Raw genomic sequence first — 14,226 nt, 5'->3', positions numbered from 1 at the left:
GCGGGGCCCGGTCACAGGGGTGAAGGGCACGGCCCCGAGCAGCTTGGGATAGTAGCGGCCGCCGGCGCGTTCGTAGGCGTCGGCCCAGCTGTGGTCGAAGACGTATTCACCCTGGCTGTGGCCCTTGAGCCAGAGCGGCATGACGCCGAGGACGCGACCGGTCCCGTCCGCCAGAGACAGGTGGCGGCCGGCCCACCCCTCGCGCGGGGCGGCGCTGCCGGAGGCCTCGCAGGCGTCGAGGAAGTCGAAGGAGACGAACGGGTCGCCGTAGGGCGAGGCGCAGGCGTCCCAGGCCTCGCGGCCGATGTCGGCGACGGTGGCGTGGACATGGAGGGTGAAGTCAGGCACGGCCATCTCCCCCCGGGGGAGAAGGTGGCTCGCGGAGCGGGCCGGATGAGGGGGCTGCGGGCCACCCGCTCATCGCCGACCCGTGTGCCGGCTGAACCATCCCCCTCATCCGAGCGGCTCCGCCGCCCACCTTCTCCCCCGAGGGGAGAAGGACGAGATTTGGCTCACGATCAGCGAACTTCCACGATGGCGTCGACTTCGACGGCGAAGCCGAGGGGGAGTTTGTAGACTCCGACGGCGGAGCGGGCGTGGCGGCCCTTGTCGCCGAAGGCTTCGACCATCAGGTCCGAGCAGCCGTTGATCACGGCGGGGATGGCCTCGAAGTCGCCGGCGGCCTGGACGAAGCCGCCCAGTTTGACGACGCGGACGACGCGTTCGAAGTCGCCGCCGAGAGCGGCCGACATCTGGGCCAGCAGGTTGATCCCGCACAGGCGGGCGGCGGCCTTCGCCTGCTCCGGCGAGACGTCGGCGCCGACGGTGCCCTTGATGCCGCCCGAGGCGTCGTTCGAGAGCTGGCCGGAGATGTGGAGCAGGTTCCCGGTCTGGACGAAGGGCACGTAGTTGGCCACCGCGCTGGCGGGTTCCGGCAGGGTGATGCCGAGTTCGGCGAGGCGGGCGGCGACGGTCATGGAAAGCTCCTGATTGGGAATTGGGGGCGGTTTAGCGCGGAGGAAGGGCGGCGTCGATGCGGGCCGGGGTTACCGGCCCCCTGAAAAAAACGGGGGGGCGGAATCGGCAGAGTCGGCGCCGGTGGTGAAAGAACGGGGGGGCAGAGTCGGCAGAGTCTGCATCGGCGGTCGGGGGATCGGATTCGCGCCTGGGCGGCGCGGCGGCGGTTCGATTGTCAAAGACCGGCGAGCTGAAGGACGCATTATGCGCCCGCCGGCTTATACGGTTGGAAGATCGATTTCAGATTTGCCCAAGTATCTGAAAAGGCAGCGAAACACGCGCGCAACCCGACTATAGGTTCGCGGATTGCCAGCACAGCGTCATGGGTCCTTCTCCCCTCCGGGGGAGAAGGTGGGCGGCGCAGCCGCTCGGATGAGGGGGATGTTCGAGGGGACCCGACCAGCCAACCAGTCCGGAGCCGGCATCCCCCTCATCCGCCCCTCCGGGGCACCTTCTCCCCCAGGGGGGAGAAGGGTCAGGATTTGAGCGCCCGTCCCGCGACCACGGCCCCGGCGCCGAACTTCGCGCGAAGCTTGTCGATGGCGGTTTCAGTCTTCAGGGCCCTGGTTTCGGGGGTGTCGAACAGGGCGGAGGGCGCGTCGACGGCGTCCTGGACGTCACCCATGCCGATGCCGATCAGGCGGTAGGGGCGGCCGAGTTCGGGGGCCATCAGGTCGCGGCCGGCGGCGAACAGGGCGCGGGCGGTCTGGACGGGCTCGGGAAGGGTGACGCGGCGGGTGACGATCCTGAAGTCGGTGCGGCGCAGTTTCAGAACGATGACCCGGCTGGCGACACCGTCGCGGCGGGCCTTGGAGGCCAGTTTTTCGCACAGCGGCCAGAGCTCGGCCTCGAGGTCCCAGGCGCGGGTCAGGTCCTCGTTGAAGGTGGTTTCGGCGCTCATGCCCTTGCGCTCGTGCTCGGGGCGGACGGCGCGGGCGTCGCGACCGTGGGCGAGGTCGTGCAGGCGCAAGCCGGTCTCGCCGTAGCGTTTGACCAGGTCGCGGACGTCGGCGGCGGCGAGGTCGCCGACGGTGGCGAAGCCGTCGCTCTGGAGGGTCTTGCGGAACACCGGGCCGACGCCGGGCAGGACCCCGACCGGCTTCGGCGCCAGCAGGGCGCGGGCCTCGGAGCCGATGACCGAAAAGCCGCGCGGCTTGTCGAGCTCGGACGCCACCTTGGCGAGGAAGCGGTTGGCGGCGAGGCCGATCGAGACGGTCAGGCCGGTCTGCTCTTCGATCCGTTTCTGCAGCCGGACCAGCTGGAAGGCGGGCGGGCCGCCGTTGAGCCGCTCGGTGCCGTCGAGGCCGATCCAGGCCTCGTCCAGCGAGAGGGTCTGGACCAGGGGGGTCAGTTCGCGCACGGCGCCGAAGATGGCCTCGCTGGCGGCGACGTATTTGCGGAAGTCCGGCTTGATGACCACGGCGTCGGGGCAGGCCTTGAGCGCCTTGAACATCGGCATGGCCGAATGGACGCCGTACTGGCGCGCGACGTAGCAGCAGGTGGAGACCACGCCGCGCTTGCCGCCGCCGACGATGACCGGGCGGTCGCGCAATTCCGGCCGGTCGCGCTTTTCGACCGAGGCGTAGAAGGCGTCGCAATCGAGGTGGGCGATCGTCAGCCCGGCGAGCTCGTCGTGACGCACCACCCGTCGCGAGGCGCAGGCGCCGCAGCGCTCGACGAGGGCGTCGGCGGTCCACAGGCAGTCGCGGCAGATGGATTTCATCAGGAAGGATTGTGCCTGACGGCGGGGGGAGTTGGGAGGAGATTCCTTCTCCACTCCGGGGGAGAAGGACAGGGTGGCTTCACGTCAACTTAAGAGACGTGGGGCGAGACTGCGCGCGAAGAAGGCGAAGAAGCCTCCGCGCAACCGCGCTTCCGAGGAAGCGATACAGGCCGGGTGATGATGTCGAAGACGGTCCTCATCGTCGAGGATAACGAGCTGAACATGAAGCTTTTTCATGATCTGCTCGACTCGCAGGGGTATCGCACCCTTCAGACCCGCGAGGGTCTGCAGGCGCTCGCCCTGGCGCGTCAGCATTGTCCCGACCTGATCCTGATGGACATCCAGCTGCCCGAGATCAGCGGTCTGGAGGTCACCAAATGGCTGAAGGACGACGAGGAGCTGAGCCATATCCCGGTCGTCGCCGTCACCGCCTTCGCCATGAAGGGCGACGAGGAGCGGATCCGGCAGGGCGGCTGCGAGGCCTACATCTCCAAGCCCATTTCGGTGGTGCATTTCCTCGAGGTGGTCCGCAAGCATCTCGGAGCGGTGGAGGCGGCCGTCCCATGACCGCGCGCATTCTTGTCGTCGACGACGTCGAGCCGAACGTTCGCCTGCTCGAGGCCAAGCTGACGCTGGAATATTACGAGGTGCTGACGGCGATGGACGGCGCCGGGGCGCTGGAGATCGCGGCGGCCGAGCGGCCCGACATCATCCTGCTGGACGTGATGATGCCGGGGATGGACGGGTTCGAGACCTGCAGGCGGCTGAAGGCCGACCCGGTGACGCGGCACATCCCGGTGGTGCTGGTTACCGCGCTGGACGGACGCGAGGACAAGATCAAGGGACTGGGCGTCGGGGCCGACGACTTCGTCACCAAGCCGATCGACGACGTCATCCTGTTCGCCCGCGTCAAGTCGCTGGTGCGGCTGAAGGCGGTGATGGACGAGCTGCGCGAGCGCGAGGAGACCGGCCGCCGCATGGGGGTCGATTCGGACGGCGCGGGCCGGCTGCGCGGTTCGGGCGGCCGGGTGCTGATCGTCGACGACAACCCGCTGCAGGTCGAAAAGATGCTCGGCCACCTGGCGGGCGAGCACCGGCCGGTGGTCGAGGCCGATCCGGCCGCGGCCCTGATCGCCGCGCGCGGTCCGGTCGATCTGATGATCATCAATGTGTCGAGCAGCGGCTTCGACGGCCTGCGTTTCGTGGCCCAGGTGCGGTCGGCCGAGGCGTCGCGACGGACGCCGATCCTGGCCGTGGTCGACCCGGCGGACCGGCCGCGCCTGCTCAAGGCGCTGGAGCTGGGGGTCAACGACATCCTGCCGCGCCCGGTCGATTCCGAGGAGCTGATGGCCCGGGCGCGCACCCAGATCAAGCGCAAGCGCTACGCCGACTTCCTCAAGGAAAAGCTGGACTACAGCCTCGAGATGGCGGTCACCGACGCCCTGACCGGCCTGCACAACCGCCGCTACATGGCGGGCCAGCTGCAGGCCATGGTGGCGCGGGCCGGACAGGGCGGCGATCCGGTCGCAGTGCTGGTCATGGACATCGACCACTTCAAGGCCGTCAACGACGGTTTCGGCCATGACGCCGGCGACGAGGTGCTGCGCGAGTTCGCCGTGCGGCTGGCGACCAATGTGCGCGCCATCGACCTGCCGTGCCGGCTGGGTGGCGAGGAGTTCGTGGTGGTCATGCCGGGCGCCACCCTGGAGGACGCCGCGCGCGTGGCCGATCGCATCCGCCGCGACATCGAGGCCCAGCCCTTCCCGATCATGGGCGGGGCCGAGGGACTGACCATCACCGTCTCGATCGGCGTGGCCGCGAGCGTGGCCGGGGATACGCCGGAAGCCCTGCTCAAGCGGGGCGACGAGGGGGTGTACGAGGCCAAGGCCCACGGCCGGAACCAGGTGATCGCCCGGGCGGCGTGAGTGGCGCCCCCTCTCCCGCGGGGAGAGGGAGTACGTCGGACAACGAAAAACGCCCGGCCATCGCTGACCGGGCGTTCCGAAATCGCAGCAGGCGCGAACCTTACTTGATCTTGCCTTCCTTGAACTCGACGTGCTTGCGCACGACCGGGTCGTATTTCTTGACGACCATCTTCTCGGTCATGGTGCGGGCGTTCTTCTTGGTGACGTAGAAGAAGCCGGTGTCGGCGGTCGAGTTCAGGCGGATCTTGATGGAAGCCGGCTTGGCCATCGGACAATTACCTTTGCGGACGGCGGAAGCCGCGGAAATGAGAGGCGCGGAACATACTCAGGCGCGTCCGGAAGTCAACCAGGCCGGATGCGCATTGAGCCGCGGGCCGGCGAGGGGCAGGGTGGGGGCATGAAAACGCTGAAGCCGGCCGCGCTGGCCCCCGTCCTCGCCCTGCTCGCCGGCTGCGCCACCGCGCCGGAGCCGGCCCACCCGCAGGACGCCTTCATGGCGCGGCTGAGGGACCTGTGCGGCCAGCGCTTCGAAGGGCGGGTGGTGTCGACGGACCCGGCGGACGCGACGTTCCGCGACAACCGGCTGGTCATGCACGTGCGGGACTGCGCGGCGGACGAGGTCGGCATTCCGTTCGCGGTGGGCGAGGACCGGTCGCGGCGCTGGATCGTGACGCGGACGGCGGCGGGGCTGCGGCTGAAGCACGATCACCGCGACGCGCAGGGCGTCATCCACGGCTATCACCTGTACGGCGGCGACACGGCGGAGGCGGGGACGGCGGAGCGGCAGGAATTCCCCGTCGACCGCGAGTCGATCGACCAGTTCACGGCGGGCGGGGCGACGGTGTCGACCACCAACGTCTGGGCCATGGAGGTGCATCCCGGACGGATGTTCGCCTATGAACTTCGCCGGCCGGAGGGGCGGTTCATGCGGGTCGAGTTCGACCTGACGCGGCCGCTGGCGGAATAGGTCAGGCGAAGCCCCGCAGGCGCTCCAGCAGCGGCGCCAGGCCGGGGATCAGGGGCTCGATTTCGGCGGCGTTCTTCTTCCACTTGCCGGCTTCGGGCGGGGTCAGGGTATGGCGCGAGGGCGGCAGGTCGCCGCCGGTGCGCTCCGACAGGGCCGCGTCGAACTCCAGCCCGGCGAAGCCGCAGACCCCGCGGATGACGGCGGCGGGGTCGGCGAGGAAGTCGGAATAGCGCACCACGTGGCGGCGGTCGGCGGGCAGCTGCTCCAGATCGTCCATGATGGTCCGGTTGGTGGCAGCCCACTGATACGCCGCGATCTCGGGCAGGGGCCTGCCCTTGAGGCCCTGCCAGCCGGGCGGCAGCAGCAGCGACCACGGGCCGTCCCAGCCGGGCAGCTGCGGATAGGTGACCCAGCCGCCGGCGCGCCAGGCGTCGATGATCGAGGAGATGTTCTCCTCCGGCTCGCGCCACAGGAAGACGAAGCGGGCGTCGGGGAACAGGGCGTTGAAGAAGGGGATGCGCAGGGCGTTCTTGGGGGTCTTTTCCAGCAGGCGGACCGAGGGGGCGTCGGCGGGCGCCCCGGAGGCGTCGACCAGCTTTTCGGCGAGGCGCGACTTCATGGCCAGGGCGATCTCGGGCGTCAGGCGGTCGGCGGTCAGGCGGTTGGACTCGACCCCGGGCGCCCCGGGCAGGAACATGCGGAAGCCCTCGACGAGCCAGTGGGCCTCGCCGCCGGGATTGTGCAGCTGGGGGGTGACCGCGAGGGTCTCGAACAGGGCGGTGCTGCCCGAGCGGGGCGCGGCGACGATGATCACCGGGCGGTCGTAGTCGGGGGTGCGCACGACCGGGCGGGCGGCGGGCGCGGCGGGGGTCGTGGCGCCCGCGCCGGGGGCCGGCGTCCCCATCGCCCCGACCTCGGGATTGACGGCGTAGGTGCCGATGCGCTGACCGATGACGCGCAGCACCGGCATCTGGTTGGAGCGGACGCGCAGGTCGTCGCCGAGGGCCTGGACCTGCTGCAGAAGCATTTCCAGCCGCTTGCGGTAGTGGGGCACGCCGCGGTCGCCGTCGGCGAACAGGGACCACAGCTGGCGCCAGTCCTGACGGAAGCCGTAGAGGACGCGCTGGTAGGCCTTCATCTCGTCGCGGCCCGCATCGCCGGCCTTGAGGGACATGGTTTCCTCGGCCAGGTCGCGCAGCAGGTCGTCGACCTCGGACGGCGGCATGACCCGGTAGACGTTGTGCTGCTCGGTGGCGATGCCGACGCGGGCGCCCGGGCGGTAGGGCACGGTCTGGGGGGCGATCTCCTGGCCGGCGGCGGCGTGGGCCATGTCCCAGAAGCGGCCGTTGCCGGTGGTGTCGGCGACGAGGTGGATGCGCTCGATGTCCGAGCCGTTCTCGACCTTGTGCGGGCGCCAGTTGTCGAAGATCCACGACTCGCCCTGGCCCATGTGCACGACCTGGTCGTCGCAGAAGAATCGCACCTCGGGCGTGGTGACGATCGGGATGTGCAGCCGCACCCGGTGGTGCCAGTGGTAGTTGATGTCGGTGTGCATCGGCACGGTCGCGCCGGGGCCGAGCTTCATCAGGCGCGAGCGGCTCCAGACCACGCCGAAATGGGCCAACACCTGCTGCAGATAGGGCGAGGCGAGCAGGTGCGCCGTGGGGGCCATGGCCCCGGCCACGTCGTCGTTGTCGCCGCCGCCGACGGTGATCAGCCGCAGGGCGCTGTTGCCGTCGAGGTTGTTGGGGTGACGCACCCAGGCCCCGGCCGGAAAGGCCGCGACCTCCTCCTGCAGCCGCGCCGCGTCGAACCGGAACGGCAGCTTGATGAACGGAACCTCGAGCTTCATGCCGTGGGCATACCGGGGGGCGGGGCCGGGGTCAAAGCGGCCGCCGGCTCAGACCGCGCGCCACGGCGAGAGCGGGCGGAGGGTGGCGCAGGCCGGGGAGCCGTCCCCGCCGCGGCCGGGAAGGATCACCTCGAGCACCTGGCCTTCGCGGGCCCGGTCCAGCAGGAGCGGCGGAATGTCGTGGATGTCGATCTTGGCGCGCCGGCTCCAGGCGGCGGCGCAGTCGCCGGCCTGGGTGCCGATGCGGAGGTAGACGAAGCGGCGGTGCGGCCCCTCGCGGCGGACGAAAGGACCGAGGAAGCGGTTGTCGTTCGACAGGCGGATCGGCACGTCGAAGGACAGGGGTGCGGCGCCGGCGGTGACGGGCGCGAACGGGGCGTCATCCTGCTGCAGGCTGTAGCGGACGCCGGGAACTGGATCGGCGATGGTCAGGCGCAGGGTGATGGGGATGTCCGCCATGGCTCAGTCCTGGTGCTCCACCACATGCCGCCCGCGCACCATGCGCACGAAGGGCACGGGCCGGTCTGGATACGACAGCCGTTCGGCGACCTCGGCGAGGACGAAGCGGGTGATGGCGGGGAGGTCGACCGCCCGGGCCTGCTCCAGCGGCAGCCAGGCGATCTCGTCCAGTTCGCCGGAGCCGGCGGTGGGCTCCGGGTGCAGCAGGGCCGCGGCGTCGGCCATGAAGAAGCGGGCGTCGAAGCGGCGGGTGCGGCCGGGCGGGGTGATGGCGCGGGCGATATAGGCGAGGGCGGCGAGGTCGGGCAGGGCGCCCGCGGCGCGGAATTCGCGCCACGGCCCGGCCACGGAGGCGGGCGGGGCCGGCTCGGCCAGCAGCAGGCCGGTCTCCTCGAAGGTTTCGCGGACGGCGGCGAGGGCGAGGGCGCGGCCGCGACGGGGCGTCACTTCGCGGGCGAGGCGCAGGGCGTCGGCATGGCGGAGCTCGCTGGCCGAGGCGGCGCCGGGGTCGGCCCGTTCGACCCGGCCGCCGGGAAAGACCCATTTCGAGGCCATGAAGACGTGGCCCTGGGCGCGGCGGCCCATCAGCACCTCGGGCGAGCCGCGCCGGACCCGCGTGAGAATCAGGGTGGCGGCGTCTTTCGGGCGCTGACGGCCGCCGGTGCGGGGGGCGTCGGCCAGATCCTGGGCGGCGTCGAAGGGGTGGGACGTGGCGGACGGCATCGGTTGTCTCTAGCATGGGCGGCGGCCGAACCCATCGGGAGCCCGTCATGACCCTGCTCTTCGCCGAACCGCAGCTGTTCGTGACCGATCTCGACGCGGCGCTGGAGCACTATGTCGGCCGGCTGGGGTTCCGGCTGGCCTTCTCTCATGGGGAGCCCGCCTTCTACGCCCAGGTGGTCAGGGACGGCGCGCGGCTGAACCTGAGGCATGTCGACGGCCCGGTGTTCGCGCCTGGCTTTCGCGAGGCGGAGGAGGATCCGCTACTGGCCACCATCGCCGTCGATGACGCGGAGGCGCTGTTCGACGAGTTCGAGCGGGCCGGCGTGGCCTTCCATCAGCGTCTGAAGACCGAGGACTGGGGCGCGCGGACCTTCATGGTCGCGGACCCGGACGGCAATCTGATCGCCTTCGCGGGCTAGCGGTCGCCCTTCCACCGCCGTCATCCTCGGGCCTGACCCGAGGATCAGGCGCAGGAGCGGGCCCGGTCGATCGGGACGGTCCTCGGGAAGCGCTCGTCCAGTCCTCGACGCAGCACTGTACGGTCCGGCCCTCGGGTCAAGCCCGAGGGTGACGGGGCGTGGGTGCGGCCGTCACCGCCGCTTGCCCTTGCGGACGCCCTTGAGGCCGCCGGAGGGTTTGCCGCCCCGGGGCGGCTTGGGGCCGCCGGGGCGGCCGCCGCCACGCTTGGGGAAGCCGTCGCCGCCGCGGCCCCGGACGCCGAGACGGGGCGAGGGCGCGTTGGGGTCGCGCGGGGCCGGCTCGGACAGCATTTCGAAGACGAGGCCGCCGGTGACCGGCGTGGCCTCGACCAGCCTGACCTCGACGGTGCGGCCGAGGGTCCAGCGCTGGCCGCTGCGCTCGCCGACGAGCGCGTGGGTGCGGTCGTCGTGGTGGAAATACTCGCCGCCGAGGGTGGAGACCGGGACGAGGCCGTCGGCGCCGGTCTCTTCCAGCCGGATGAACAGACCGAAGCGGGTGACGCCAGTGATGCGGCCGTTGAAGGTCGCGCCGACGCGCTCGGACAGGAAGGCGGCCATGTAGCGATCCATGGCGGCGCGCTCGGCGGCCATGGAGCGGCGCTCCGTCATGGTCACCTGTTCGGCGATGGCCGGCAGTTCGCTGATCTCGCGGTCGGTCAGTCCGTCCTTGCCGAGGCCCAGGCCGCGGATCAGGCCGCGGTGGACGATCAGGTCGGAATAGCGCCGGATGGGCGAGGTGAAGTGGGCGTAGCGGTCGAGGTTCAGACCGAAGTGGCCGACATTCTCGGGGCTGTAGACCGCCTGCATCTGGGTGCGCAGGACGACCTCGTTGACGACCTCGGCGTGCTCGCCGTCGCGGGTCTCGTCGAGCAGCTTGTTGAACCGCTTCGTGGTGGCCGGTTCGCCCTTGTTCCACGGCTTGCCGATGGTCTGCAGGAAGTCGCCGAGGGTGAACAGCTTCTCCTGACTGGGCGCGTCGTGGACGCGGTACAGCAGGGGCACGCGCTTCTGCTCCAGGGTCTCGGCGGCGCAGACGTTGGCCTGAATCATCATCTCCTCGATCAGGCGGTGCGCCTCGAGGGACTTGCGGGGCGAAATCGAGCCGATGCCGCCGCCGGGGTCCATCAGCACCTTGCGCTCGGGGCTCTCGATGGCCAGCGGGCTGCGCTTCTCGCGGCCCTTGAGCATGGTCCGGTAGGCGTTCCACAGCGGATAGAGGATGGCCTCCATGATCGGGCCGGTGGCCTCGTCGGTCCCGCCGCCGCCCTCGGGTCCGTCGATGGCGGCCTGGGCCTGTTCGTAGCTGAGGCTGGCGTGCGAGCGCATCAGGCCGCGCACGAACCTGTGACCCGTCTTCCGGCCCGTCTTGTCGAAGACCATGCGAACGGCGAGGCAGGCGCGGTTCTCGCCGTGCTTGAGGCTGCACAGGCCGTTGGAAAGGACCTCGGGCAGCATCGGTTCGACCCGGTCGGGGAAGTAGGTGGAGTTGCCCTTCTCGCGCGCCTCGCGGTCGAGCGCCGTGCCGGCCCGCACGTAGGCGGCGACGTCGGCGATGGCGACCCAGACGATCCAGCCGCCCTCGTTCTTCGGATCCTCGTCGCGCTGGGCGAAGACGGCGTCGTCGTGGTCGCGGGCGTCGGCGGGATCGATGGTGATCAGCGGCAGGTCGCGCAGGTCCTCGCGGCCCTTCAGCGACGGCAGCTCCTGGTCCTGGGCCTCCTGCAGAACCTTGTCGGAGAAGCCCATCGGCACGGTGTGGGCGGCGATGGCGATCAGGGAGGCGGCGCGGGGGTCGTCCTCGCGGCCGATGGTCTCGAGGATCTTGCCGCGTTTGGGCCCGTAGCGCTGCTCGCCCTTTTCGATGGCGGCGAGCACGAGGTCGCCATCACGCAGATCCGCGCCCTGGGCGTGGGGGACCAGCAGGACGTCCTTCGAGCGGCGGTCGACGGGCTCAACCCGGACCTCCTTGTTGGACTTGCGGATGACGCCGAGGACGCGGTTGGCGTCGGTGTCGAGCACCTTGATGACGCGGGCTTCCCAGCCGTCCTCGCCGCGCGAGAATTTGGCCAGGACGCGGGCGCCCAGCCCGGGGGCGGCGCCGGTCTTGCCGGTATTGTCGGGGACGAGGATGGCGCGGGGCGCGTCGGGCGAGGCCTCGACGAGGCGGACGTAGAATTCGCCGTCGACGTCGCGCTCGACCACGTCGGCGACGCCGACCGGGGGCAGGGCGCCGGCTTCGGAGAAGCCCTTGCGGCCGCGTTTGCCGAGCCTGCCCTCGACCTCGAGCTCGCGGATCATTTCGCGCAGGGCGCGGCGATCGCCGCCCTTGAGGCCGAAATGGCGGGCGATGTCAGTCTTCTCGGCCGATCCGGCTTCGCGCAGGAAGGCGAGGAGGGTGTCTTTGTCGGGCAGGCCGGCGGGCGGCCTCTTGGGGGATTTTGTCATTGGAATCCTAGATAACGCGCTTCACGCCTGTTCGGAGGCAAATCTTGCGCGGCTTGTCGTGAAGGGGGGTGGAGCCTAGCTTTCGGCGACTAGCCCCCTGGAGTTGTTGAATGTCGCTCGCCCCCACCCCGGTCCTGACCGGTCCCACCGGCTCGCTGCTGGACCTGATCGGCAAGACGCCGATGGTGGAGGTGACGAAGATGGACACCGGCCCGTGCCGGCTGTTCCTGAAGCTGGAGTCGCAGAACCCGGGCGGCTCGATCAAGGACCGCATCGCCCTGTCGATGATCGCGGCGGCGGAGCGGGAGGGTTTTCTGAAGCCCGGCGGAACGATCGTCGAGGCGACGGCCGGCAACACAGGCCTGGCGTTGACCCTGGTGGGACAGGCCAAGGGCTATAAGGTGCTGCTGGTCATCCCGGACAAGATGTCGAAGGAAAAAATCCAGCATCTCAGGGCGATGGGCGCGGATGTTCGCCTGACGCGTTCGGACGTGCCGCACGGGCATCCGGAATATTACACCGACATGGCCGAGCGGCTGGCGCAGCAGATACCGGGCGGCTTCTACGTCAACCAGTTCGCCAACGACGCCAACTCCGAGGCGCATTTCCGGACCACGGGTCCGGAAATCTGGGAGCAGATGGACCATGACGTCGACGCCCTGGTGGCCGGCATCGGCTCGGGCGGGACGATCACCGGCATCGCCCGCTATCTGAAGAGCGTGGGCTCGGACGCGAAGATAATCCTCGCCGATCCAGTCGGCTCGACCCTGGCCGGCATCGTCAACGAGGGCGTGCCGGGGCCGGAAGGCAGCTACACCGTCGAGGGCATCGGGCAGAATTTCGTGCCGGATACCGCCGACATCACCCTGATCGACACGGCCTATTCGATCCCGGACGCGGAGGCGATCGCCACGGTGCGCGAACTGCTGCTGAAGGAAGGCGTGCTGGCGGGATCGTCGTCGGGCACGCTGATCGCCGCCGCCCTGCGCTGGTGCCGGGCCCAGACGAAGCCGAAGCGGGTGGTGACCTTCGTCTGCGACACCGGCGCCAAGTATCTGTCCAAGGTCTACAACGACGCCTGGCTGGCGGATCAGGGGCTGGGCGACCGGCCGATGCACGGCGACCTGTCCGACCTGATCACGCGCAAATACGAGAACGGGGACGTGGTGGTGATCGGCCCGGACGACACGCTCGACACAGCCTTCAAGCGGATGAAGGGGGCGGACGTGTCGCAGCTGCCGGTGATCAAGGACGGGCAGCTGGTCGGGATCGTCGACGAGAGCGACATCGTGCACGTGATGAACACCGACGAGATCACCCGTCAGGAGCGGTTCGGGAAGCCGGTCGGCTCGGTGATGACCCGCGATCTGGACACGGTCCAGGTGGGGGAGCCGCTCGACGCCCTGATCCCGCTTTTCGACCGCGACCGGGTCGCGATCGTGCTGGACGGAGAGAAATTCGTCGGCCTGATCACCCGCAGCGACCTGATCAACCATCTGAGCCTCAATCGATGAAGGCCCGCGCCCGCGCCGCACGCCTGTCCCTGATCGGGCTGGCCGCCGTGCTCGCGGGCGGGCCGGCGCTGGCGCAGGCGGCGCAGGAGCCGCCGCGGGTCGGCGTGCCCGGCTGCGCCGACGATGTGGCGGTGCGGGCGTCGCGGGAGCCGATCACCTTCGAGAGCCGGGGCCGGGCGATCCGGGCCCACCTCTACACGCCGCGGGGCGAGGCCAACGGACGCGGCCTCGTGCTGCTGCATGGCGGCGCCGGCTTCGAGATGAACGCGATCCTGTTCGACGCCCACGCCATCCAGCTGGCGTCGCGCGGCTATTGGGTCATCCTGCCGGCCTATTTCGACGCCGCGGAGCCCGACGGGAGCCGGCGGACCGTGACCGCCCGCGCGTGGCGGCAGGCGGCGCTGGACGCGGCGGCGCAGCTGGCGGTCAAGCCGGGCGTGTCGGCGGAGCGGGTGGCGCTGTGGGGCTATTCGCGCGGGGCCGGGGTCGCCGCCGGCGCCGCCGCCGATCCGGCGAGCCCGATCCGGTCGGCGGTCCTGGCCGCGGGCGGCGGCGAGGTCGAGGGCAACGTGGCCGGGCGGGGCCTGTCGGTGCTGCTGCTGCACGCGCGGCGCGACGAGGTGGTTCCGGTGCGCGCCACCCTGGGGCTGGCAGAGGATCTGCGGCGGGCGGGGGCGGCGGTGGAGGTGCAGGAACTGGATTTCGACGGGCACCAGTACGACCTGCCGACCTGGTGCGAGGCGTTCGCCCGCACCCGGACGTTTCTGGAAGGCGGAGCGGAGGGGGACGATGGACCGGCGTAGTCTGCTGGCCGCGGCGGCGGCGGCGGGTCTGGCGGGGACGGCGCGGGCGCAGGAGCCCGCCGCCGCCGCACCGCCCTATGAGGGCATGACCTTCCAGAGCCACGACAAGACCATCCGCGCGATCCACTACCGGCCGGTCGGCGAGGGGCGGCGGGCGGCGATCGTGATGATGCACGGCTCGGGCGGGCGGATCACCAACCGCGGGCCGTGGCACCAGCTGGCGATGCGCTTCGCCGGGGACGGCTACGAGGTGCTGACGCCGCTCTACACCGACGCCTTCCCTGACGACGGCATCCGGCCGGAGCGGATGATGGAGGCG

15 protein-coding genes are annotated in these 14,226 nt (G+C 70.5%); 7 read left to right on the top strand and 8 right to left on the bottom strand.

Annotated features, from left to right (window positions below; translation table 11 throughout):
* From VGD32_RS09405 to VGD32_RS09395, 3 genes are all read right to left on the bottom strand, one after another.
* A partial coding sequence (locus VGD32_RS09405; protein ID WP_331031631.1) for a peptidogalycan biosysnthesis protein occupies nt 1–354 on the bottom strand: 354 nt, incomplete at its 3' end.
* 164 nt (nt 355–518) lie between these two features.
* Complete coding sequence (locus VGD32_RS09400) at nt 519–977, bottom strand: RidA family protein (RefSeq protein ID WP_331031630.1); 459 nt, start codon at nt 975–977, stop codon at nt 519–521.
* A 515-nt stretch (nt 978–1,492) separates the two neighbouring features.
* Nucleotides 1,493–2,740: a DNA polymerase IV gene (locus tag VGD32_RS09395; RefSeq protein WP_331031629.1), complete on the bottom strand. Its 1,248-nt coding sequence runs from the start codon at nt 2,738–2,740 to the stop codon at nt 1,493–1,495.
* 180 nt (nt 2,741–2,920) lie between these two features.
* Here VGD32_RS09395 and VGD32_RS09390 point away from each other — a divergent pair, with 180 nt between their 5' ends.
* Both VGD32_RS09390 and VGD32_RS09385 read left to right on the top strand, forming a co-directional pair.
* Nucleotides 2,921–3,307, top strand: a complete 387-nt coding sequence (locus VGD32_RS09390; protein WP_331031632.1) for a response regulator — start codon at nt 2,921–2,923, stop codon at nt 3,305–3,307.
* Entirely contained in the window at nt 3,304–4,665 is a 1,362-nt protein-coding gene (locus VGD32_RS09385) for a PleD family two-component system response regulator (protein ID WP_331031628.1), read from the top strand. The genes VGD32_RS09390 and VGD32_RS09385 overlap by 4 nt, the downstream gene beginning before the upstream one ends.
* Before the next feature lie 100 nt (nt 4,666–4,765).
* On the opposite strand, the gene rpmG is transcribed toward VGD32_RS09385, so the two are convergent.
* Nucleotides 4,766–4,933, bottom strand: a complete 168-nt coding sequence (gene rpmG / locus VGD32_RS09380; RefSeq protein ID WP_003164451.1) for a 50S ribosomal protein L33 — start codon at nt 4,931–4,933, stop codon at nt 4,766–4,768.
* Between the two features lie 129 nt (nt 4,934–5,062).
* Between rpmG and VGD32_RS09375 the strand changes: the two genes are divergently transcribed.
* Nucleotides 5,063–5,632, top strand: a complete 570-nt coding sequence (locus VGD32_RS09375; RefSeq protein ID WP_331031627.1) for a hypothetical protein — start codon at nt 5,063–5,065, stop codon at nt 5,630–5,632.
* Nucleotide 5,633: 1 nt separating this feature from the next.
* Here the strand turns inward: VGD32_RS09375 and VGD32_RS09370 are convergent, their stop codons facing one another.
* From VGD32_RS09370 to VGD32_RS09360, 3 genes are read right to left on the bottom strand one after another with little or no spacing between them, the layout of a single operon-like run.
* The gene (locus VGD32_RS09370; protein ID WP_331031626.1) at nt 5,634–7,484 is read right to left on the bottom strand and encodes a sulfotransferase; all 1,851 of its coding nucleotides are present in this window, start codon (nt 7,482–7,484) and stop codon (nt 5,634–5,636) included.
* A 48-nt stretch (nt 7,485–7,532) separates the two neighbouring features.
* Nucleotides 7,533–7,943, bottom strand: a complete 411-nt coding sequence (locus VGD32_RS09365) for a DUF5990 family protein (RefSeq protein ID WP_331031625.1) — start codon at nt 7,941–7,943, stop codon at nt 7,533–7,535.
* A 3-nt stretch (nt 7,944–7,946) separates the two neighbouring features.
* Nucleotides 7,947–8,666 (bottom strand): NUDIX hydrolase, encoded by a 720-nt coding sequence (locus tag VGD32_RS09360; protein WP_331031624.1) that lies wholly within the window; start codon nt 8,664–8,666, stop codon nt 7,947–7,949.
* A gap of 47 nt (nt 8,667–8,713) precedes the next feature.
* Here VGD32_RS09360 and VGD32_RS09355 point away from each other — a divergent pair, with 47 nt between their 5' ends.
* Nucleotides 8,714–9,085 carry a VOC family protein gene (locus VGD32_RS09355; RefSeq protein WP_331031623.1) on the top strand — a complete coding sequence of 124 codons (372 nt, stop codon included), beginning with the start codon at nt 8,714–8,716 and terminating at the stop codon, nt 9,083–9,085.
* Between the two features lie 171 nt (nt 9,086–9,256).
* Here VGD32_RS09355 and rnr read toward each other — a convergent pair whose 3' ends face one another.
* Nucleotides 9,257–11,590 carry a ribonuclease R gene (gene rnr, locus VGD32_RS09350; RefSeq protein WP_331031622.1) on the bottom strand — a complete coding sequence of 778 codons (2,334 nt, stop codon included), beginning with the start codon at nt 11,588–11,590 and terminating at the stop codon, nt 9,257–9,259.
* Between the two features lie 110 nt (nt 11,591–11,700).
* Here rnr and VGD32_RS09345 point away from each other — a divergent pair, with 110 nt between their 5' ends.
* The 3 genes from VGD32_RS09345 to VGD32_RS09335 all read left to right on the top strand — a co-directional run.
* Nucleotides 11,701–13,104, top strand: coding sequence for a cystathionine beta-synthase (locus tag VGD32_RS09345; protein ID WP_331031621.1), 1,404 nt, complete (start codon nt 11,701–11,703; stop codon nt 13,102–13,104).
* Complete coding sequence (locus tag VGD32_RS09340) at nt 13,101–13,907, top strand: alpha/beta hydrolase family protein (protein WP_331031620.1); 807 nt, start codon at nt 13,101–13,103, stop codon at nt 13,905–13,907. Before VGD32_RS09345 ends, VGD32_RS09340 begins: the two co-directional genes overlap by 4 nt.
* Nucleotides 13,894–14,226 (top strand): hypothetical protein (locus tag VGD32_RS09335; protein ID WP_331031619.1); only part of this gene is annotated, 333 nt, incomplete at its 3' end. The genes VGD32_RS09340 and VGD32_RS09335, both read left to right, overlap by 14 nt.

Source organism: Brevundimonas sp., assembly GCF_036402095.1.
GTDB lineage: Bacteria > Pseudomonadota > Alphaproteobacteria > Caulobacterales > Caulobacteraceae > Brevundimonas.
The sequence above is the reverse complement of the archived record's forward strand: the minus strand, read 5'-3'. Positions and strand labels throughout refer to the sequence as shown.

What these genes read in the sequence shown, in the direction of transcription:
- VGD32_RS09360 (WP_331031624.1), bottom strand. Translation starts at nt 8,666, where the DNA reads ATGCCGTCCGCCACGTCCCACCCCTTCGACGCCGCCCAGGATCTGGCC.
- VGD32_RS09365 (WP_331031625.1), bottom strand. Translation starts at nt 7,943, where the DNA reads ATGGCGGACATCCCCATCACCCTGCGCCTGACCATCGCCGATCCAGTT.
- VGD32_RS09375 (WP_331031627.1), top strand. Translation starts at nt 5,063, where the DNA reads ATGAAAACGCTGAAGCCGGCCGCGCTGGCCCCCGTCCTCGCCCTGCTC.
- VGD32_RS09370 (WP_331031626.1), bottom strand. Translation starts at nt 7,484, where the DNA reads ATGAAGCTCGAGGTTCCGTTCATCAAGCTGCCGTTCCGGTTCGACGCG.
- VGD32_RS09355 (WP_331031623.1), top strand. Translation starts at nt 8,714, where the DNA reads ATGACCCTGCTCTTCGCCGAACCGCAGCTGTTCGTGACCGATCTCGAC.
- VGD32_RS09390 (WP_331031632.1), top strand. Translation starts at nt 2,921, where the DNA reads ATGTCGAAGACGGTCCTCATCGTCGAGGATAACGAGCTGAACATGAAG.
- VGD32_RS09345 (WP_331031621.1), top strand. Translation starts at nt 11,701, where the DNA reads ATGTCGCTCGCCCCCACCCCGGTCCTGACCGGTCCCACCGGCTCGCTG.
- VGD32_RS09400 (WP_331031630.1), bottom strand. Translation starts at nt 977, where the DNA reads ATGACCGTCGCCGCCCGCCTCGCCGAACTCGGCATCACCCTGCCGGAA.
- VGD32_RS09385 (WP_331031628.1), top strand. Translation starts at nt 3,304, where the DNA reads ATGACCGCGCGCATTCTTGTCGTCGACGACGTCGAGCCGAACGTTCGC.
- rpmG (WP_003164451.1), bottom strand. Translation starts at nt 4,933, where the DNA reads ATGGCCAAGCCGGCTTCCATCAAGATCCGCCTGAACTCGACCGCCGAC.
- VGD32_RS09395 (WP_331031629.1), bottom strand. Translation starts at nt 2,740, where the DNA reads ATGAAATCCATCTGCCGCGACTGCCTGTGGACCGCCGACGCCCTCGTC.
- VGD32_RS09340 (WP_331031620.1), top strand. Translation starts at nt 13,101, where the DNA reads ATGAAGGCCCGCGCCCGCGCCGCACGCCTGTCCCTGATCGGGCTGGCC.
- rnr (WP_331031622.1), bottom strand. Translation starts at nt 11,590, where the DNA reads ATGACAAAATCCCCCAAGAGGCCGCCCGCCGGCCTGCCCGACAAAGAC.